Here is a 16,510-nt window from a genome sequence, read left to right on the forward strand (position 1 = left end):
ATACGAGTCTTTAAAAAATAATAAATTATTACTTAGAGTAAAGCTCGATGATTAATTGTTCATTTATGTCTGCAGATAATTCTGATCTGTCTGGTGAAGACTTCATAGTACCTTCTAAAGAATCAGTATTTACATCAATCCAAGAAAGTTCTTTTCTATGCTTAGCAAGTTCAATAGCGTTCTGAATTCTTAGCTGTTTTTTAGATTTCTCTCTAACTGCGACTACATCACCAGCTTTAACTTGAGCTGATGGCACATTACAAGTATGTCCATTAAGCATAATACCTTTATGAACAACAAGCTGTCTAGCTTCAGCACGTGTAGCAGCAAAGCCCATTCTATAAACAACATTGTCTAGTCTTGATTCTAATATTTCTAGTAAAGTAGCACCAGTGTTACCTTTTCTTCTATTAGCTTCAACATAGTATTTTTTGAATTGACCTTCTAAAACACCATACATACGACGAACTTTTTGCTTTTCTCTTAACTGTAAACCATAGTCAGATAGACGCGCTCTTCTTGCTCCATGCTGACCTGGTGCAGTATTCATTTTGCATTTTTCATCGTTAGCTTTTACGCCACTTTTTAAAAATAAGTCTGTACCTTCTCTTCTAGAAAGCTTACATTTTGGTCCTAGATATCTAGCCATTATTAATTTCCCTTTAAAATATTAAACACGACGTTTCTTAGGAGGACGACAACCATTATGAGGTAATGGAGTCACATCTGTTATGCTTGTTACTTTTAAGTTTTTAGCATTTAAAGCTCTAACAGCAGAATCTCTACCTGAACCTGGTCCTTTAACTAAAACATCTACGTTTTTAACACCATATTCAGCTGCGATATCAGCAGCTCTTTCAGCAGCTACTTGAGCAGCAAAAGGTGTACTTTTTCTTGAACCTCTAAAGCCACTACCACCAGAAGTAGCCCAAGATAATGCATTACCTTGTCTATCAGTAATAGTTACTATAGTGTTATTAAAAGATGAGTAAATATGAGCAACTGCATCAGTCACTACTCTTTTTACTTTTTTCTTTGATGATCTAACAGACTTAGCCATATAATCTACCCTTTAATCTTTATAGTTATAATTGTATTACGCCTTAATTGGCTTTCTTGGACCTTTACGAGTACGCGCATTAGTCTTTGTTCTCTGTCCTCTTACAGGAAGGCTACGACGATGTCTTCTACCTCTGAAGCAACCTAAGTCCATAAGTCTTTTTATGTCCATAGAAACTTCACGGCGTAAATCACCTTCTACCGTAAACTTAGCAACTTCTGTTCTTAAAGTTTCAATCTGTTCTTCAGACAAATCTTTAATCTTAACAGTTGGATCTACTTTGCAAGATTGGCAAATTTGTTGCGCTCTTGTTTTACCTATTCCATAAATTGAAGTTAATCCTATCACTGTATGTTTATGAACAGGAATATTAACACCAGCTATACGAGCCATCTACTTCACTCCTAATAATTATTCTTAATTTAGTTGCTATCTGCTGCATTTTGTAACTTGCTAGGATAGCTTTTTAAAAACAAATAATCAAGCTTTATTTAATTTGCTTGATTGACTAACCTTGTCTTTGCTTATGTCTAGGGTCTGTACATATCACACGAACGACTCTGTTACGCTTGATAACTTTACAGTTTCTACACATTTTTTTAACTGAAGCTCTAACTTTCATTATATTTCTCCAAAAATATTTCTCTATTTTCTCTTACCACTAAGATTTGCTTTCTTTAGTAAAGAATCATATTGTGTTGACATCATATGAGATCTAACTTGAGCCATAAAGTCCATCATCACAACCACTACAATTAGCAAAGACGTACCACCAAATGTAAATGATAGTCCTTGAGCAAAGAACTTAACCACAAAAATTGGCAATAAACATATAGCTGTGATATACAACGAACCAACCAAAGTTAGTCTAGTCATAACTGCATCAATATACTTAGCTGTCTGCTCACCAGGTCTCACACCAGAAATGTAAGCACCAGATTTTTTAAGATTATCTGCTGTTTCTTTTGGATTAAAAACCAATGAAGTATAGAAGAAACAAAAGAAAATGATTGTCGCAGCAAATACTACAGTGTATACAATACTACCGGGTTGCAACATTTCTGCAACATCAGCAAACCAACCAAGTGAATTATAGTTAGACAACCAACCAAGCAATACACCAGGCACCATAAGTATTGATGATGCAAAGATCGCTGGGATCACACCCGCCATATTTAACTTTAATGGCAAATGGCTAGTTTGAGCAGCAAACATTTTTCTACCCTGCTGTCTCTTTGCATAATTTACTGTAATTTTTCTTTGAGCACTCTCCATAAATACTACAAAAGCGATTACTAACAAAAGAAGTATCAATAGAACCCAAACAGATAAGTACGATATTACATGCTGGTTAGCTTGTGATAGCGTATTAGAGATCTCAAATGGCAAGTTTGCAACGATACCAGAAAAGATTAGTAGTGATATACCATTACCTACACCTCTTTCTGTAATTTGCTCACCTAACCACATTAAGAACATGCTACCTGTAGTTACAGAAACAATTGTGGTCAAATAAAATAACCCCATATTGTTTGTAGTAACTAAACCATCCTGATGCAATACAAACGCAACAATACCAAATGATTGTACTATAGCCAAAGCAAGTGTTAAGTATCTTGTATATTGAGTTATTTTCTTTTGACCAGACTCACCTTCTTTTTTTAGCTCTATAAACTTAGGATATACAGCAGAAAGCATCTGAAAAATAATAGATGCCGAAATATAAGGCATCACACCCAATGCAAAGATACTCATTTGAGTAAGAGCGCCACCAGAGAACATATTAAACATACTCATCAAGCCACCTGTTGATGAGTGTTGATTTGATATAATCTCAACTAATTTAGTAGGATCAATATTTGGTATAGGAATATAAACTCCTAATCTAAACACCAATATAGCTATGACTACAAAGATTAGTCTTGATTTTAATTCGCCTGTTGTACCAGAAGCACTATTATACTTTGACATATCTTAAATCTTACTCTACCTTACCACCAGCTTTTTCAATAGCTTCTTTAGCACCTTTTGTGCAAGCTATACCCTTAAGGCTAACAGCTTTTTGGATTTCTCCACTAGCTATTATTTTTACTGATTTGATATCTTTTCTTATAAGACCAGAATCTTTTAAAGTATCTACTGTTACTTCTTCAAGAGCTAAACTATTCAATTCATGCAACCTGATTTCAGCAACATATCTTTTTGACGCAGAAGTAAAACCAAATTTTGGTAATCTTCTTTGTATAGGCATCTGTCCGCCTTCAAAACCTACTTTATGATAGCCACCTGAACGTGCTTTTTGACCTTTATGACCTTTACCAGAAGTTTTACCTAAGCCACTTCCAATACCACGTCCTAGTCTTTTAGGAGCACTTTTAGAGCCAGCAGCAGGAGCAATTGTATTTAATTTCATCTTATACTACCCCTCTATCTTAACCATATAATATATTTTGTTTGCCATACCACGATTCTCTGGAGTATCTAATACTTCAACAGTATGGTTTATTTTTCTTAGTCCTAAACCTCTAGCTGATGCTATATGGTTTTCTTTACGACCAATTAAGCTTTTTGTTAAAGTAACTTTAAAAGTTTTAGCTTGAGTCATTTCTAATTACCCCTGAACCTCTTCAACAGATAGACCTCTTTTCTCAGCGATCTCTTCTGGTGATTTAATTTTTGCCAAACCTGCAATTGTTGCTCTTACAACATTAGCTGGATTAGTTGAGCCATAAGTTTTTGCTAAAACGTTGTGTACACCAACAGCTTCAAAAACCGAACGCATAGCACCACCAGCAATAATACCAGTACCAGCAGAAGCTGGCTGCATAAATACTTTAGAAGCACCATGATTAGACATTACAGGGTACCATAACGTATCATTATTTAAGTTAACTGATACCATGTTCTTTTTAGCGTTTTCCATAGCTTTTTGGATAGCAGCAGGCACTTCTCTTGACTTACCTCTACCAACACCAATTCTACCTTTACCATCACCTACAACAGTTAAAGCGGCAAAGCTCATAATTCTACCACCTTTAACTGTCTTTGAGTGTCTCTTAACACTAACTAACTTCTCAATCAGCTCTTCGTTTTTTTTCACTTCATTAGACATAATGAATAATCATCCATATTTTATTTATTAAAACTGAAGACCATGCTCTCTAGCAGCTTCTGCTAAAGCTTTAACACGTCCATGATACTTATATCCAGATCTATCAAAAGCAACCTGTGAAATACCCTTTTCCTTACATCTGTTAGCAATAACCTCACCAACAATTGCAGCAGAATTAACATTCCCTGTATATTTACATTTAGCTTTCACATCTTTCTCTACAGTAGATGCAGCAGCTAATACAGTAGAGCCATCACCAGATATAACCTGAGCATATACATGTCTAGGCGTTCTATAAACACACAGTCTAGTATGACCAAGCTCTTTTAGTTTAATTCTAGTACGCTTACTACGACTTAAACGAGCAGTTTTTTTATCCATAATAATACTATCCCTTACCTAACTACTTCTTCTTAGCTTCTTTTTTCGCTACATACTCATCTTCATAGCGAACCCCTTTGCCCTTATATGGCTCAGGTTTTCTATATTCTCTAATTTCAGAAGCTACTTTACCTAAAACTTCTTTATCAGCTCCTTTTAGAATAATTTCTGTAGGGGCTGGAGTTTCAGCTGTTATACCCTGAGGTAATTTGTAAACTACTGGGTGTGAGAAACCTAATGTAAGATTTAGTTCACTACCTTGAGCTTTAGCACGGTAACCAACACCAATAATTTTAAGCTTTCTTTCAAACCCTTTGCTTACACCCTCAACCATATTGTTAAGTATTGCTCTTGCAGTACCAGATTGAGCAATAGCATTTTTGCTATTATTTTTAGGTGATACAGTTGCAACTCCATTTTCAATATTGAAAGTTACATCTGCAGAAAAAGTCTTATTTAAAGTTGCTTTAGTGCTTTTAACTTCAACCTGATTTCCAGCAGCAACATTTATCGTAACACCACTTGGGATAGCAACAGGTTTTTTACCTATTCTTGACATATCAAATCTCCTTGCTAACTTAAGCTACGTAGCCGATAATTTCGCCACCAACACCAAGATCTCTCGCTTTTCTATCACTTACTAAACCCTTAGATGTAGAAATGATAGCAACGCCAAAACCACCATATACTTTTGGTAGCTCTTCATGAGATTTATAAATTCTCAAACTTGGTCTAGAAACTCTTTTTATCATTTCAATCACAGGAGCGCCAGCATGATACTTAAGCTCAATCTCAATTGAAGGATGACCAGCTAAAGTTGTACCTTTAGAACAACCCTTAATATAACCTTCGTTAACTAAAAAGTTCGCGATTTCCATTTTCATTTTAGAGAATGGTACAGAAACAACTTCTTTCTCTGCAGAAAGACCATTTCTAATTCTTGTAAACATATCCGCGATTGGATCTTGCATACTCATAACTTAAATTCCTTATTACCAACTAGCTTTTTTCAAACCAGGAACATCACCTGCCATTGCATACTCTCTAAGCTTATTACGGCATAAGCCAAACTTTCTGTATACAGCATGTGGTCTACCTGTAACCTTACATCTTCTTTGAACTCTAGAAGCTGAAGAATTTACCGGTAACTTTTGCAGTTTAATTTGAGCTTCCCATACTTGTTCTTCAGTAGAATTTATATCAAGAATAATAGCTTTAAGCTCAGCTCTTTTTTGAGCATATTTAGCTACTAGTTTCTCTCTCTTTAATTCTCTCTGAATCATTGATTTTTTTGCCATTTAAAACCCCAATTTAAATTAAGACTTAAAAGGAAAACCAAATGCTTTAAGCAAAGCTCTTCCTTGATCATCATTTTTAGCTGTAGTAGTTATCGAAATATCTAAACCTCTGATAGAGTCAATTTTGTCATAATCAATTTCTGGAAAAGAGATCTGCTCTTTCATACCTAGACTATAATTACCTCTTCCATCAAAAGATTTAGCACTTAAACCCCTAAAATCTCTAATTCTAGGAATAGCAATTGTTATAAGTCTATCTAAAAATTCATACATACGCTCACCACGCAGTGTAACTTTAGCACCTATAGGCCATCCGTCACGAATTTTGAAACCAGCAATTGATTTCTTAGACATAGTAACAACTGGTTTTTGACCAGCAATAGCTGTCAAATCATTTAACGCAAAAGTCATTATTTTTTTATCTTTTGCCGCATCACCAACACCCATATTAAGAGTTATTTTCTTAATAGCAGGCACTTCCATTATATTATCTAGATTTAGCTCAGACTTTAACTTAGCTACAACCTCATTTTGATAATAATCTTTTAATCTTGCCATAAAAACTTAGTCCTATAAGTCTACAAGCTCGCCATTAGATTTAAAATAGCGAACCTTTTTCTCATCAACAAACTTATAACCCACTCTATCTGCTTTCTCAGTAGCAGGGTTAAAGATAGCAACGTTAGAAGCATCAACAGGAAGTTCTTTTTCAACAACCCCACCTTCTACACCTCTGTTAGGATTAGGCTTAACATGTTTTTTAACAATATTAATACCTTCCACTAAAACTAAAGAACCGCCTTTAGCGAATGACTTAACAACGCCTCTACGACCCTTGTCTTTACCAGCAATAACTATTACATCATCGCCTTTTTTTAATCTATTCATTATCTACACCTCAATAAATATGACTATAGTACTTCTGGTGCTAAAGATACGATCTTCATGAACTTTTCTGTACGCAATTCTCTAGTAACAGGACCAAAGATACGAGTTCCGATAGGCTGACCATTATTGTTTAGAAGCACAGCTGCATTATCATCAAATCTGACCTTAGAACCATCTTTTCTACGCACACCTTTAGCAGTTCTCACAACAACAGCATTATATACAGATCCTTTTTTAGCTTTACCTCTTGGAGCAGCTTCTTTCACAGTAACTTTTATAACATCTCCTACAGATGCATATCTACGGTGCGAACCACCCAAAACTTTAATACATTCAACTCTCTTAGCGCCACTATTATCAGCAACTTGAAGTTCTGTTTGCATTTGAATCATACAAATAACCCTTAATTATTATTATACAGGACTGCTGAGTATTTTGCAGTCCGATAAATATACCAATAAACTATAATAAAATCAAATTTATTATTTTTCTCTATTGATAATATCAACTAGACACCACTTCTTAGTTTTCGAATATGGTCTAGTCTCTTTGAACTTGATAACATCACCTTCTTTACATTCATTTTTTTCATCATGAACATAGTATTTTGTAGTTTTTTTAACAAACTTACCATATAAAGGGTGCTTAACATATCTTTCAGCTCTTACAACTACAGTTTTATCCATAGCTACGCTAGAAACTTTACCTTCTAACAATCTAATTTTATCGCTCATCTTCAAGGCACCTATTTATTCTTTTCTGATATTATTGTATTTATACGAGCAATATCTCTTTTAGCACTTTTGAACAAGTGATTTTTCTTTAATTGCCCTGTACCCTTCTGCATACGAAGAGAAAATAACTGTTGCAATAACTCTATTTTCGCTTCTTGCAATTGGTCAATACTTTTACCTCTAAAATCTTTTAAAGTATCTTTTCTTTTCATTACATCACCTGCTTTTCAACAAAAGTTGTCTGTACTGGCATCTTAGCCGCTGCTCTAGCAAAAGCCTCACGCGCTAATTCTTCTTTTACACCAGTAATTTCATATAGTACACGACCCGGCTGAATTTGAGCTACCCAATATTCAACTGAACCTTTACCTTTACCCATACGAACTTCAAGAGGCTTTTGTGTAATTGGTTTATCAGGGAAAATTCTTATCCAGATCTTACCACCACGCTTAATGTGACGACTTATCGCTCTTCTTCCCGCCTCAATTTGTCTAGCAGTTACTCTACCTCTAGATGTTGCTTGAAGACCAAACTCACCAAAGCTTACCTTGTTACCTCTGTGAGCCAAGCCCCTATTACGCATCTTTTGTTGTTTACGAAACTTTGTACGCTTAGGCTGTAGCATTATTTAGCTCCTTTTTTATTATTTTTCTGATTCATTTGACCAGGAAGAACTTCACCCTTATAGATCCAAACTTTAACACCTATAATCCCATAAGTAGTCAAAGCTTTTGATGTAGCATAATCCACATCCGCTCTAAAAGTTTGTAGAGGAACTCTACCATCTCTAGCCCACTCAGAACGAGCAATCTCAGCACCACCTAAACGACCACTAACCATTATCTTGATACCTTTAGCACCAGATTTCATAGCAGCCTGCATAGCTTTTTTCATAGCTCTTCTGAACATTACTCTTTTTTCTAATTGCTGCGCTACGCTATCAGCAACCAACTTAGCATCGATTTCTGGCTTACGCACTTCTTCGATATTAATCTGTACAGGTACACCCATCAACTTATTAACATCAGCACGAAGCTTCTCTACATCTTCACCTTTCTTACCAATCACAATTCCAGGTCTTGCTGTATGAATTGTAATCTTAGCATTTTGAGCAGGTCTCTCAATCTGGATTTTACTAACTGCAGCTGAAGCAAGTTTCTTATGTAAAAACTCTCTAACCTTAATATCTTCATTAAGCTTAGTAGCGTAGTCAGAAGAGTCAGCATACCAAGTTGAATTATGCTCTTTCACTATGCCTAATCGAATTCCATTAGGATTTACTTTTTGACCCATTTTTACTACACCTCTTAATTTTTCTCAGCAACTTTCACAGTAATATGTGAAGTTCTCTTTAAAATACGATTACCACGACCTTTTGCTCTAGCTTCAAAACGCTTCATAGTAGGACCCTCATCAACAAATACAGTTGAAACAAATAAAGAATCAACATCCATACCGTCATTGTGTTCTGCGTTAGCAATTGCTGAATTTAAAACATCTTTAATCAACACTGCTGCTTTCTTATTGCTAAAAGTCAAAAGATTAATAGCTTTCTCTACAGGTAGACCTCTGATCTGATCAGCAACCAATCTACATTTTTGAGCTGAGATTTTTGCAAATTTTAATTTAGCTTGTACTTCCATGTATCCTAACCTCAACTATTTCTTCTTAGCTTTTTTATCAGCTGCATGACCACGGTAGTTACGAGTAACAGCGAACTCACCTAACTTATGACCTACCATTTCTTCAGTCATGAGAACAGGCACATGCTGCTGACCGTTATGTACAGCTATAGTTAAACCTATCATATCCGGCACAATCAATGATCTTCTTGACCATGTTTTGATTGGCTTTTTAGAATTACTTTCTTGCGCTTCAAAAACCTTCTTTAAAAGATGATGATCTACAAAAGGTCCTTTTTTTAATGAACGAGGCACAACTTTCTCCCTAATTACTTACGTTTTTGAACAATCAACTTATTAGAACGCTTATTTTTACGCGTCTTATAACCTTTAGTTGGGATACCCCATGGTGTAACTGGATGTCTACCACCAGATGTACGACCCTCACCACCACCATGTGGGTGATCTACTGGGTTCATAGCCACACCTCTAACAGTAGGTCTTATACCTCTCCAGCGCTTCGCACCAGCTTTACCTAAAGACTTCAAGTTGTGCTCAGAATTAGAAACAACACCAATAACCGCTCTACAATCTAAAAGCACCCTTCTCATCTCACCCGATCTTAGACGAATAATTGCGTAAGCATTATCCTTACCGACCAACTGAGCAAAAGTTCCAGCACTTCTAATCATTTGCGCACCTTTTTTAGGCTTCATTTCAATGTTGTGAATAACAGTACCTAGAGGAATATTTCTCAGAGGCATACAGTTACCAACCGCAACATCTACTTTTTCACCTGAAACAACAGACATATCTTTCTTTAGACCCTTAGGAGCAATGATATATCTTCTCTCGCCATCAGCATACAATACTAATGCAATGTTTGCACTACGGTTAGGATCGTACTCGATTCTCTCAACCTTAGCTACGATATCATCTTTATTTCTCTTAAAGTCAACAATACGATAATGCTGCTTATGTCCGCCACCTTGATGACGAACTGTAATTCTACCAGTATTATTTCTACCAGCTTTACTTTTCTTAACTTCTACCAAACCTTTGAATGGCTTACCTGTATGTAATTCTGTATTCTTTACGCTCACTACGTGGCGACGGCCAGGTGAAGTAGGTTTAGCTTTTTTTATTTCAATCATGATTATAAACCTTCTTTAAGTTACTCTGCACCAACAAAATTGATGTCATGTCCTTCAGCAAGTTTTACATAAGCCTTCTTCCATGCTTTTGTTCTACCCTCAACACGACCAAATCTACGCGCTTTACCCTTAACGTTAAGGATATTCACAGACTCAACTTTTACCTCAAAAAGCTTCTCTACAGCACTTTTTACATCCTGCTTAGTTGCAGTTCTAGCTACTTCGAACACTATAGTTGAATTAGCATCTGATAAACCATAAGTCTTATCAGAAACATGAGGTCTCACAACTGTCTTTAATAATTTTTCTTGAGAATTCATACTAGCTTCTCCTCTATTTCTTTAATAGCTTGCTTAGTGAAAACCACATTTTCAAAACAAACTAAAGAAACTGGATTAATTTCCACAGAATCACATACTGCTACATTCTTAAGGTTTCTAGAAGATAAGTATAAATTTTCATTAAACTCTTCCACACCAACAACAAAAAGAACATCCTTAACACCTAAAGAATCCACAATTGCTTTGAATTCTTTTGTTTTTGGAGTTTCTAATCTCAATGACTCAACCACAGTCATTCTATCTGATCTTACAAGCTCAGATAATATAGATTTAACTGCACCTGAGTACATCTTACGATTCACTTTTTGCTTATAGCTTTTAGGCTTAGCTGCAAATGTAACACCACCCTTTCTGAAGATAGGTGAACGGATAGTACCCGCTCTTGCTCTACCTGTACCTTTTTGTCTCCAAGGCTTAGCTCCACCACCAGACACTTCTGATCTAGTTTTTTGAGCTTTAGTACCTTGACGAGCGCCTGCCATATAAGCAACAACAACCTGATGAATTAGAGATTCATTATAGTCTGCTGCAAAAACTCCTTCTGCAACACCTACTACACCAGCCTCTGCACCAGCTAAAGATTTTATATTTAAGTCCACAACAACTCTCCGGTATAATTAATACTTATCTACTAACTTTTAACAGCTGGAGTAACAATAACATCTCCACCAACTGAACCTGGAATACCGCCTTTTAGAAGCAATAAACCATTTTCCGCGTCTACTCTCACAACTTCAAGTGACTGAATAGTAACATTCTCGCTACCTAAGTGACCAGCCATCTTCTTGTTCTTAAACACTCTACCTGGAGTCTGGTTTTGACCCGTAGAACCATGAACCCTATGTGAAAGAGAGTTACCATGAGTAGCATCTTGAGTTGCAAAGTTGTGACGCTTAACACCACCTTGAAAACCTTTACCTTTAGATACACCTCTGACATCAACCTTCTGACCCGCTTCAAAAATAGTAGCATCAATAGATGCACCTACTTCATAATCAGAAGCATTATCAATAGCAAACTCCCACAAACCTCTACCAGGCTCAACACTAGCTTTTGCATAGTGACCCGCCATAGGCTTGTTTACATTAGAACGCTTTTTAAAACCAGTAGTTACTTGAATAGCATTATAACCATCTGTTTCAGTAGTCTTTATTTGAGTTACTTTATTTGACTCAACCTGAACAACTGTTACAGGAATAGAAACACCATCTTCAGTAAATATACGAGTCATACCACATTTGCGACCAACTAATCCTAAAGACATTATTATATCCTCTATTATTATTATATTAACTTCACGATTACGATTGACCGTGAAGACCTAATTGATACCGTTTTTGAAAGATTTTCAAAAAAGTAACGTATATATTAGCTTAAACTGATCTGAACATCAACACCTGATGCTAAATCTAGCTTCATTAGAGCATCTACAGTTTTATCTGTAGGCTCTACAATATCAATCAATCTCTTGTGAGTTCTGATTTCATATTGATCTCTTGCCTTTTTGTTTACGTGTGGAGAAATAAGTATTGTAAATTTCTCTTTACGAACTGGTAAAGGGATTGGCCCTTTAACTTGCGCCCCTGTCTTCTTAGCTGTATCAACAATTTCTTGAGTAGAAATATCGATAAGCTTATGATCAAAGGCTTTCAATCTAATTCTAATACGCTGATTATTTATAGCCATTTTAAATTTATCCTTTTAATTATGAGTTACGTGATTTTATGATTTCATCTGCAATATTGTTTGGCACTTCTGCATACTTCTTAAATTCCATTGAGAAAGATGCTCTACCTTGGCTCATAGAACGAACGTTAGTAGCATAACCAAACATTTCAGCAAGAGGAACTAGAGCACTAACCACTCTACCACTTGGATTCTCATCCATACCCTCAATGATACCTCTTCTTCTGTTAAGGTCACCCATAACATCACCAAGATAATCTTCAGGAGTTACAACCTCAACTTTCATAATTGGCTCAAGTATACAAGCATTAGCTTTCTTTGCACCTTCTTTAAGAGCCATAGAACCAGCAATCTTAAATGCCATCTCAGACGAGTCAACATCATGGTATGAACCATCAAATAGAGTAGCCTTAACACCAATCATAGGATATCCAGCTAACACACCATTAGTCATTTGCTCTTCTATACCTTTAGCAACAGGACCAATGAATTCCTTAGGAATCACACCACCAACAATTTCGTCAACGAACTCAAATATCTTTTCTTCACCAGCATCGTTAGTAGAGACTTCTAAAGGCTCAAACTTAACCACAACGTGACCATACTGACCACGACCACCTGACTGACGAACAAACTTACTATTTTGCTCAACAGTTCCACGAATAGTCTCTCTATAAGCAACCTGAGGGTTACCCACATTAGCCTCGACCTTAAATTCACGTCTCATACGATCAACAATAATATCCAAGTGAAGCTCACCCATACCAGAAATAATTGTTTGACCTGACTCTTCATCAGTCTTAACTCTGAAAGATGGATCCTCTGCAGCCAACTTGCCTAGAGCTATAGACATTTTTTCTTGGTCTGCTTTTGTCTTAGGCTCAACAGCAACAGAAATTACTGGCTCTGGGAAATCCATTCTCTCAAGAATTACCGGCTTATCAAGATCACAAAGAGTATCACCAGTAGTTACATCTTTAAGACCTATACAAGCAGCAATATCGCCAGCACGAACCTCTTTAATCTCTTCACGCTTATTCGCGTGCATCTGTACGATACGACCTACACGCTCTTTTTTACCTTTAACAGGATTATATACAGCATCACCAGACTTAAGCACGCCAGAGTAAACACGAATAAACGTTAAGTTACCTACAAACGGGTCTGTAGCAAGTTTAAATGCTAAAGCTGCAAATGGCTCATCATCAGATGAAGATCTAGAAGCTGGTTCACCATCTTCAGTCTCACACTTAATAGCAGGAACTTGGTTTGGAGCTGGTAAGTATTCAACAACACCATCAAGAACCGCTTGAACGCCCTTGTTCTTAAACGCAGAACCACAGAATGCTAGAACAATCTCATTTGCCAACACTCTAGCACGAAGACCCTGCTTAATCTCTTCATTAGAAAGCTCGCCTTCTTCAAGATACTTATCCATAAGCTCCTCAGAAGCTTCAGCTGCAGCCTCCATCATCTCCATGCGAAGCTCTTCTGCTCTATCTTGAAGCTCAGCTGGAATATCAACAAGATCATAAGTAAGACCTTGGTCTGCTTCATTCCACATGATCGCTTTCATTCTGATAAGATCTACAACACCCTTAAAGTCTTCTTCTGCACCAATATTCAACTGAACAGGGACAACATTAGCCTTAAGACGAGTTCTGATTTGGCCACAAACTCTTTCAAAGTCAGCACCTGATCTATCCATCTTGTTTACAAATACAATTCTTGGAACACCGTACTTGTTAGCTTGGCGCCATACAGTTTCTGACTGAGGCTCAACACCTGATGAACCACAGAACACAACAACCGCGCCATCTAGTACACGAAGAGAACGTTCTACTTCAATAGTGAAGTCAACGTGACCCGGAGTATCAATAATATTTATACGATGCTTATCAAACTGCTGATCCATACCAGACCAGAAAGTAGTTGTCGCAGCAGAAGTAATTGTAATACCTCTTTCTTGCTCTTGCTCCATCCAGTCCATAGTAGCAGCACCATCATGTACCTCACCGATCTTATGAGATAACCCTGTATAGAAAAGGATACGCTCTGTAGTTGTTGTTTTACCAGCATCAACGTGAGCACAGATACCAATATTTCTATATTTTTCTAAAGCTGTATTACGAGGCATTTTCTAATCTCCTATTACCATCTAAAGTGAGCAAATGCTTTGTTAGCTTCAGCCATCTTATGAGTATCTTCTCTTTTCTTGACAGCAGCGCCTCTACCCTCTATAGCTTCTAGAATCTCCGCAGCAACTCTATCACCCATAGTACTCTCTTTTCTCTTACGCGCAGCATCTATAATCCATCTCATACCTAAAGTTTGACGACGCTCTGGTCTAACTTCTACAGGAACTTGATATGTAGCACCACCAACACGGCGTGACTTAACTTCTACCATAGGACTAACACTATCTAAAGCCTTTTCAAAAACTTCAACTTCATTAGCAGAAGCATCTTTAGCTTTAATCTTATCAAACGCACCATATACAATTTTCTCTGCAATAGACTTCTTACCATCTAGCATAATATGGTTTACAAACTTAGCAACAACCTGACTCTTAAACTTAGGATCAGGTAGAATATCTCTTTTAGGAGCTCTATTTCTTCTAGACATTTTTACACCTTCTTCAAATGTTAAACTTTAAACACAAATTAAGACTTAGGACGCTTAGTACCATACTTTGAACGACCGTGCTTACGATTATTAACACCTGAAGTATCTAAAGCACCCCTAACAATGTGGTAACGCACACCTGGCAAATCTTTAACCCTACCACCTCTGATAAGCACAACACTGTGCTCTTGTAGGTTATGACCTTCACCACCAATGTAGCTTGTAACCTCAAATCCACTCGTTAATCTTACACGAGCTACTTTTCTAAGTGCTGAGTTAGGCTTCTTAGGAGTAGTAGTATATACCCTTGTACATACACCTCTTCTTTGAGGACACGCCTTTAACGCAGGAACCTTAGACTTAACAACCGATCTCTTGCGAGGGCTGTTCACCAACTGATTTATAGTTGCCATTAGTTATTATTCTCCGTTTTTTATCAGTTTTTTTGATTTAAATAATTTCAAATGCCAAGCAGAGGAAGCACCTATGCAAAAATAGCATTAGACAGACATAATAACAAAAAAGCAAAAAAAAGAAAAGAAAAAGTATTATTTATGAGAATTGCCAAAAACAGATTTAAAAGCAACATAAAGATAATTACACATAGAATAAACAGTAAGTATTACAGCCACATAGAGCATCAAAAACCCCAAAAGAATAAACCATGTATTAAAACTAGCGTAGTCTAACGAATGTCTAAAATCTATTGCGGGCTTAATTAAGAATATAAAAAGTGCGGCCATCTGAGCCGTAGTTTTGATCTTACCCCATACACCAACCTTGACAACACTACGCTGCCCAAGCTCAGCCATCCACTCTCGCAATGCAGAAACAACAATTTCTCTGCAAATCATCACAATCGCTGGAATAGTAGCCCACCAATATGGGTACATTTCAATAAACAAACAAAGAGCAGTAGCAACAATCAACTTATCAGCAACAGGATCTAAAAATGCTCCTAACTTGCTTGTCTGCTCCCATTTGCGTGCCAAATAGCCATCCAACCAGTCAGTAGCTGCGCCCAATAAAAATAATGTAGCCGTAATACCATGATGGTGTGGAAACTCAAAATAATAACATATAACTATAAAAGGAATTAACGCCAAGCGACCAAAAGTTAAAATATTAGGGATATTGAAAAACATATATTAAACCCCAGTATGTCCAAATCCTCCAGCAGATCTAATAGTCCGCTGAGAGAACTCCTCTACAATATCGAATTTTGCTTGAACCACTGGAACAACCACAAGCTGCGCAAATCTCATCATAGGCTCAATTTCGATAACTTCTTGAGAACGATTAAAGCAAGACACCATTAATTCTCCTTGATAATCAGAATCAATAAGACCAGTACCATTGCCTAGCACTAAGCCTTTTTTATGACCCAAACCAGATCTTGGCAGAATCATTGCCGCATAATTTGGATTTGCTATATTGATAGCAATTCCAGTACCTATCAACTTACACTCACCAGGACTCAAGAACTCTGCTTCAGATAAGCAAGCTCTTAAATCAACCGCTGCCGACCCTTCTGTACCATACTCAGGTACTTCTTTAATAATTTCTTTATTCAACAGCTTCAACTCTATATTCAAAACAAATCCCCCGC

General features: G+C 36.7%; 31 protein-coding genes. All 31 read right to left on the reverse strand.

All coding sequences use genetic code 11. The annotated features are described in order from the left end of the window. Nucleotides 1–28 precede the first annotated feature (28 nt). The 31 genes from rpsD to dut all read right to left on the reverse strand — a co-directional run bounded on the left by rpsD (nucleotide 29) and on the right by dut (nucleotide 16,496). Nucleotides 29–649: a 30S ribosomal protein S4 gene (rpsD, locus tag FTPG_RS01270; protein ID WP_004286594.1), complete on the reverse strand. Its 621-nt coding sequence runs from the start codon at nucleotides 647–649 to the stop codon at nucleotides 29–31. A 21-nt stretch (nucleotides 650–670) separates the two neighbouring features. Continuing rightward, entirely contained in the window at nucleotides 671–1,060 is a 390-nt protein-coding gene (gene rpsK / locus FTPG_RS01275; RefSeq protein WP_004286595.1) for a 30S ribosomal protein S11, read from the reverse strand. A gap of 36 nt (nucleotides 1,061–1,096) precedes the next feature. Next, nucleotides 1,097–1,453 carry a 30S ribosomal protein S13 gene (gene rpsM / locus FTPG_RS01280; protein ID WP_004286596.1) on the reverse strand — a complete coding sequence of 119 codons (357 nt, stop codon included), beginning with the start codon at nucleotides 1,451–1,453 and terminating at the stop codon, nucleotides 1,097–1,099. Nucleotides 1,454–1,568: 115 nt separating this feature from the next. Then, nucleotides 1,569–1,682: a 50S ribosomal protein L36 gene (gene rpmJ, locus FTPG_RS01285; RefSeq protein WP_003017816.1), complete on the reverse strand. Its 114-nt coding sequence runs from the start codon at nucleotides 1,680–1,682 to the stop codon at nucleotides 1,569–1,571. Nucleotides 1,683–1,705: 23 nt separating this feature from the next. After that, the gene (gene secY, locus FTPG_RS01290; RefSeq protein WP_004286597.1) at nucleotides 1,706–3,031 is read right to left on the reverse strand and encodes a preprotein translocase subunit SecY; all 1,326 of its coding nucleotides are present in this window, start codon (nucleotides 3,029–3,031) and stop codon (nucleotides 1,706–1,708) included. A 10-nt stretch (nucleotides 3,032–3,041) separates the two neighbouring features. Further along, nucleotides 3,042–3,473: a 50S ribosomal protein L15 gene (rplO, locus tag FTPG_RS01295; protein ID WP_004286598.1), complete on the reverse strand. Its 432-nt coding sequence runs from the start codon at nucleotides 3,471–3,473 to the stop codon at nucleotides 3,042–3,044. A gap of 6 nt (nucleotides 3,474–3,479) precedes the next feature. After that, on the reverse strand, nucleotides 3,480–3,665 hold the full coding sequence (gene rpmD / locus FTPG_RS01300; RefSeq protein WP_004286599.1) for a 50S ribosomal protein L30: 186 nt from the start codon (nucleotides 3,663–3,665) through the stop codon (nucleotides 3,480–3,482). A 6-nt stretch (nucleotides 3,666–3,671) separates the two neighbouring features. Beyond that, the gene (rpsE, locus tag FTPG_RS01305; RefSeq protein ID WP_004286600.1) at nucleotides 3,672–4,172 is read right to left on the reverse strand and encodes a 30S ribosomal protein S5; all 501 of its coding nucleotides are present in this window, start codon (nucleotides 4,170–4,172) and stop codon (nucleotides 3,672–3,674) included. 27 nt (nucleotides 4,173–4,199) lie between these two features. Next, complete coding sequence (rplR, locus tag FTPG_RS01310; RefSeq protein ID WP_004286601.1) at nucleotides 4,200–4,553, reverse strand: 50S ribosomal protein L18; 354 nt, start codon at nucleotides 4,551–4,553, stop codon at nucleotides 4,200–4,202. Between the two features lie 22 nt (nucleotides 4,554–4,575). After that, nucleotides 4,576–5,112, reverse strand: coding sequence for a 50S ribosomal protein L6 (gene rplF, locus FTPG_RS01315; protein WP_004286602.1), 537 nt, complete (start codon nucleotides 5,110–5,112; stop codon nucleotides 4,576–4,578). A 19-nt stretch (nucleotides 5,113–5,131) separates the two neighbouring features. Next, the gene (gene rpsH / locus FTPG_RS01320) at nucleotides 5,132–5,530 is read right to left on the reverse strand and encodes a 30S ribosomal protein S8 (protein WP_004286603.1); all 399 of its coding nucleotides are present in this window, start codon (nucleotides 5,528–5,530) and stop codon (nucleotides 5,132–5,134) included. Nucleotides 5,531–5,545: 15 nt separating this feature from the next. Continuing rightward, nucleotides 5,546–5,851: a 30S ribosomal protein S14 gene (gene rpsN, locus FTPG_RS01325; RefSeq protein ID WP_004286604.1), complete on the reverse strand. Its 306-nt coding sequence runs from the start codon at nucleotides 5,849–5,851 to the stop codon at nucleotides 5,546–5,548. A gap of 18 nt (nucleotides 5,852–5,869) precedes the next feature. Continuing rightward, nucleotides 5,870–6,409: a 50S ribosomal protein L5 gene (rplE, locus tag FTPG_RS01330; protein WP_004286605.1), complete on the reverse strand. Its 540-nt coding sequence runs from the start codon at nucleotides 6,407–6,409 to the stop codon at nucleotides 5,870–5,872. A gap of 12 nt (nucleotides 6,410–6,421) precedes the next feature. Then, nucleotides 6,422–6,739, reverse strand: coding sequence for a 50S ribosomal protein L24 (rplX, locus tag FTPG_RS01335; RefSeq protein WP_004286606.1), 318 nt, complete (start codon nucleotides 6,737–6,739; stop codon nucleotides 6,422–6,424). Between the two features lie 23 nt (nucleotides 6,740–6,762). After that, nucleotides 6,763–7,131, reverse strand: a complete 369-nt coding sequence (gene rplN / locus FTPG_RS01340) for a 50S ribosomal protein L14 (protein ID WP_004286607.1) — start codon at nucleotides 7,129–7,131, stop codon at nucleotides 6,763–6,765. Nucleotides 7,132–7,221: 90 nt separating this feature from the next. Further along, a complete protein-coding gene (rpsQ, locus tag FTPG_RS01345) occupies nucleotides 7,222–7,473 on the reverse strand; it encodes a 30S ribosomal protein S17 (protein ID WP_004286608.1) in 252 nt (83 codons plus the stop codon). 11 nt (nucleotides 7,474–7,484) lie between these two features. Further along, nucleotides 7,485–7,685 carry a 50S ribosomal protein L29 gene (gene rpmC / locus FTPG_RS01350; protein WP_004286609.1) on the reverse strand — a complete coding sequence of 67 codons (201 nt, stop codon included), beginning with the start codon at nucleotides 7,683–7,685 and terminating at the stop codon, nucleotides 7,485–7,487. Further along, entirely contained in the window at nucleotides 7,685–8,098 is a 414-nt protein-coding gene (gene rplP, locus FTPG_RS01355) for a 50S ribosomal protein L16 (protein WP_004286610.1), read from the reverse strand. Before rplP ends, rpmC begins: the two co-directional genes overlap by 1 nt. After that, on the reverse strand, nucleotides 8,098–8,766 hold the full coding sequence (rpsC, locus tag FTPG_RS01360) for a 30S ribosomal protein S3 (protein ID WP_004286611.1): 669 nt from the start codon (nucleotides 8,764–8,766) through the stop codon (nucleotides 8,098–8,100). The genes rplP and rpsC overlap by 1 nt, the downstream gene beginning before the upstream one ends. A 14-nt stretch (nucleotides 8,767–8,780) precedes the next feature. Beyond that, nucleotides 8,781–9,116, reverse strand: coding sequence for a 50S ribosomal protein L22 (rplV, locus tag FTPG_RS01365; RefSeq protein WP_012280033.1), 336 nt, complete (start codon nucleotides 9,114–9,116; stop codon nucleotides 8,781–8,783). Nucleotides 9,117–9,131: 15 nt separating this feature from the next. Continuing rightward, on the reverse strand, nucleotides 9,132–9,410 hold the full coding sequence (gene rpsS / locus FTPG_RS01370) for a 30S ribosomal protein S19 (RefSeq protein ID WP_004286613.1): 279 nt from the start codon (nucleotides 9,408–9,410) through the stop codon (nucleotides 9,132–9,134). Between the two features lie 14 nt (nucleotides 9,411–9,424). Beyond that, nucleotides 9,425–10,249 (reverse strand): 50S ribosomal protein L2, encoded by an 825-nt coding sequence (gene rplB, locus FTPG_RS01375; RefSeq protein WP_004286614.1) that lies wholly within the window; start codon nucleotides 10,247–10,249, stop codon nucleotides 9,425–9,427. Between the two features lie 20 nt (nucleotides 10,250–10,269). Then, entirely contained in the window at nucleotides 10,270–10,569 is a 300-nt protein-coding gene (rplW, locus tag FTPG_RS01380) for a 50S ribosomal protein L23 (RefSeq protein WP_004286615.1), read from the reverse strand. After that, nucleotides 10,566–11,189 carry a 50S ribosomal protein L4 gene (gene rplD, locus FTPG_RS01385; RefSeq protein WP_004286616.1) on the reverse strand — a complete coding sequence of 208 codons (624 nt, stop codon included), beginning with the start codon at nucleotides 11,187–11,189 and terminating at the stop codon, nucleotides 10,566–10,568. The genes rplW and rplD overlap by 4 nt, the downstream gene beginning before the upstream one ends. Before the next feature lie 32 nt (nucleotides 11,190–11,221). Continuing rightward, nucleotides 11,222–11,854 (reverse strand): 50S ribosomal protein L3, encoded by a 633-nt coding sequence (rplC, locus tag FTPG_RS01390; RefSeq protein WP_004286617.1) that lies wholly within the window; start codon nucleotides 11,852–11,854, stop codon nucleotides 11,222–11,224. A gap of 104 nt (nucleotides 11,855–11,958) precedes the next feature. Continuing rightward, complete coding sequence (rpsJ, locus tag FTPG_RS01395; protein ID WP_004286618.1) at nucleotides 11,959–12,276, reverse strand: 30S ribosomal protein S10; 318 nt, start codon at nucleotides 12,274–12,276, stop codon at nucleotides 11,959–11,961. Between the two features lie 19 nt (nucleotides 12,277–12,295). Beyond that, on the reverse strand, nucleotides 12,296–14,413 hold the full coding sequence (gene fusA, locus FTPG_RS01400) for an elongation factor G (protein ID WP_004286619.1): 2,118 nt from the start codon (nucleotides 14,411–14,413) through the stop codon (nucleotides 12,296–12,298). 14 nt (nucleotides 14,414–14,427) lie between these two features. Further along, complete coding sequence (gene rpsG, locus FTPG_RS01405; RefSeq protein ID WP_004286620.1) at nucleotides 14,428–14,901, reverse strand: 30S ribosomal protein S7; 474 nt, start codon at nucleotides 14,899–14,901, stop codon at nucleotides 14,428–14,430. 38 nt (nucleotides 14,902–14,939) lie between these two features. After that, the gene (gene rpsL / locus FTPG_RS01410) at nucleotides 14,940–15,314 is read right to left on the reverse strand and encodes a 30S ribosomal protein S12 (protein ID WP_004286621.1); all 375 of its coding nucleotides are present in this window, start codon (nucleotides 15,312–15,314) and stop codon (nucleotides 14,940–14,942) included. A 135-nt stretch (nucleotides 15,315–15,449) separates the two neighbouring features. Then, nucleotides 15,450–16,046, reverse strand: coding sequence for a CDP-diacylglycerol--glycerol-3-phosphate 3-phosphatidyltransferase (gene pgsA / locus FTPG_RS01415; protein WP_004286622.1), 597 nt, complete (start codon nucleotides 16,044–16,046; stop codon nucleotides 15,450–15,452). Nucleotides 16,047–16,049: 3 nt separating this feature from the next. Next, nucleotides 16,050–16,496, reverse strand: coding sequence for a dUTP diphosphatase (dut, locus tag FTPG_RS01420; protein WP_004286623.1), 447 nt, complete (start codon nucleotides 16,494–16,496; stop codon nucleotides 16,050–16,052). Nucleotides 16,497–16,510 lie beyond the last annotated feature (14 nt).

It is taken from the genome of Francisella philomiragia subsp. philomiragia ATCC 25015 (genome assembly GCF_000156715.1).
Classification (GTDB): Bacteria; Pseudomonadota; Gammaproteobacteria; order Francisellales; family Francisellaceae; genus Francisella; species Francisella philomiragia.

Excerpts from the sequence above, each read along its gene's own strand:
- rpsD (WP_004286594.1), bottom strand. The coding sequence starts at position 649 with ATGGCTAGATATCTAGGACCAAAATGTAAGCTTTCTAGAAGAGAAGGT.
- rpsK (WP_004286595.1), bottom strand. The coding sequence starts at position 1,060 with ATGGCTAAGTCTGTTAGATCATCAAAGAAAAAAGTAAAAAGAGTAGTG.
- rpsM (WP_004286596.1), bottom strand. The coding sequence starts at position 1,453 with ATGGCTCGTATAGCTGGTGTTAATATTCCTGTTCATAAACATACAGTG.
- rpmJ (WP_003017816.1), bottom strand. The coding sequence starts at position 1,682 with ATGAAAGTTAGAGCTTCAGTTAAAAAAATGTGTAGAAACTGTAAAGTT.
- secY (WP_004286597.1), bottom strand. The coding sequence starts at position 3,031 with ATGTCAAAGTATAATAGTGCTTCTGGTACAACAGGCGAATTAAAATCA.
- rplO (WP_004286598.1), bottom strand. The coding sequence starts at position 3,473 with ATGAAATTAAATACAATTGCTCCTGCTGCTGGCTCTAAAAGTGCTCCT.
- rpmD (WP_004286599.1), bottom strand. The coding sequence starts at position 3,665 with ATGACTCAAGCTAAAACTTTTAAAGTTACTTTAACAAAAAGCTTAATT.
- rpsE (WP_004286600.1), bottom strand. The coding sequence starts at position 4,172 with ATGTCTAATGAAGTGAAAAAAAACGAAGAGCTGATTGAGAAGTTAGTT.
- rplR (WP_004286601.1), bottom strand. The coding sequence starts at position 4,553 with ATGGATAAAAAAACTGCTCGTTTAAGTCGTAGTAAGCGTACTAGAATT.
- rplF (WP_004286602.1), bottom strand. The coding sequence starts at position 5,112 with ATGTCAAGAATAGGTAAAAAACCTGTTGCTATCCCAAGTGGTGTTACG.
- rpsH (WP_004286603.1), bottom strand. The coding sequence starts at position 5,530 with ATGAGTATGCAAGATCCAATCGCGGATATGTTTACAAGAATTAGAAAT.
- rpsN (WP_004286604.1), bottom strand. The coding sequence starts at position 5,851 with ATGGCAAAAAAATCAATGATTCAGAGAGAATTAAAGAGAGAGAAACTA.
- rplE (WP_004286605.1), bottom strand. The coding sequence starts at position 6,409 with ATGGCAAGATTAAAAGATTATTATCAAAATGAGGTTGTAGCTAAGTTA.
- rplX (WP_004286606.1), bottom strand. The coding sequence starts at position 6,739 with ATGAATAGATTAAAAAAAGGCGATGATGTAATAGTTATTGCTGGTAAA.
- rplN (WP_004286607.1), bottom strand. The coding sequence starts at position 7,131 with ATGATTCAAATGCAAACAGAACTTCAAGTTGCTGATAATAGTGGCGCT.
- rpsQ (WP_004286608.1), bottom strand. The coding sequence starts at position 7,473 with ATGAGCGATAAAATTAGATTGTTAGAAGGTAAAGTTTCTAGCGTAGCT.
- rpmC (WP_004286609.1), bottom strand. The coding sequence starts at position 7,685 with ATGAAAAGAAAAGATACTTTAAAAGATTTTAGAGGTAAAAGTATTGAC.
- rplP (WP_004286610.1), bottom strand. The coding sequence starts at position 8,098 with ATGCTACAGCCTAAGCGTACAAAGTTTCGTAAACAACAAAAGATGCGT.
- rpsC (WP_004286611.1), bottom strand. The coding sequence starts at position 8,766 with ATGGGTCAAAAAGTAAATCCTAATGGAATTCGATTAGGCATAGTGAAA.
- rplV (WP_012280033.1), bottom strand. The coding sequence starts at position 9,116 with ATGGAAGTACAAGCTAAATTAAAATTTGCAAAAATCTCAGCTCAAAAA.
- rplB (WP_004286614.1), bottom strand. The coding sequence starts at position 10,249 with ATGATTGAAATAAAAAAAGCTAAACCTACTTCACCTGGCCGTCGCCAC.
- rplW (WP_004286615.1), bottom strand. The coding sequence starts at position 10,569 with ATGAATTCTCAAGAAAAATTATTAAAGACAGTTGTGAGACCTCATGTT.
- rplC (WP_004286617.1), bottom strand. The coding sequence starts at position 11,854 with ATGTCTTTAGGATTAGTTGGTCGCAAATGTGGTATGACTCGTATATTT.
- rpsJ (WP_004286618.1), bottom strand. The coding sequence starts at position 12,276 with ATGGCTATAAATAATCAGCGTATTAGAATTAGATTGAAAGCCTTTGAT.
- fusA (WP_004286619.1), bottom strand. The coding sequence starts at position 14,413 with ATGCCTCGTAATACAGCTTTAGAAAAATATAGAAATATTGGTATCTGT.
- rpsG (WP_004286620.1), bottom strand. The coding sequence starts at position 14,901 with ATGTCTAGAAGAAATAGAGCTCCTAAAAGAGATATTCTACCTGATCCT.
- rpsL (WP_004286621.1), bottom strand. The coding sequence starts at position 15,314 with ATGGCAACTATAAATCAGTTGGTGAACAGCCCTCGCAAGAGATCGGTT.
- pgsA (WP_004286622.1), bottom strand. The coding sequence starts at position 16,046 with ATGTTTTTCAATATCCCTAATATTTTAACTTTTGGTCGCTTGGCGTTA.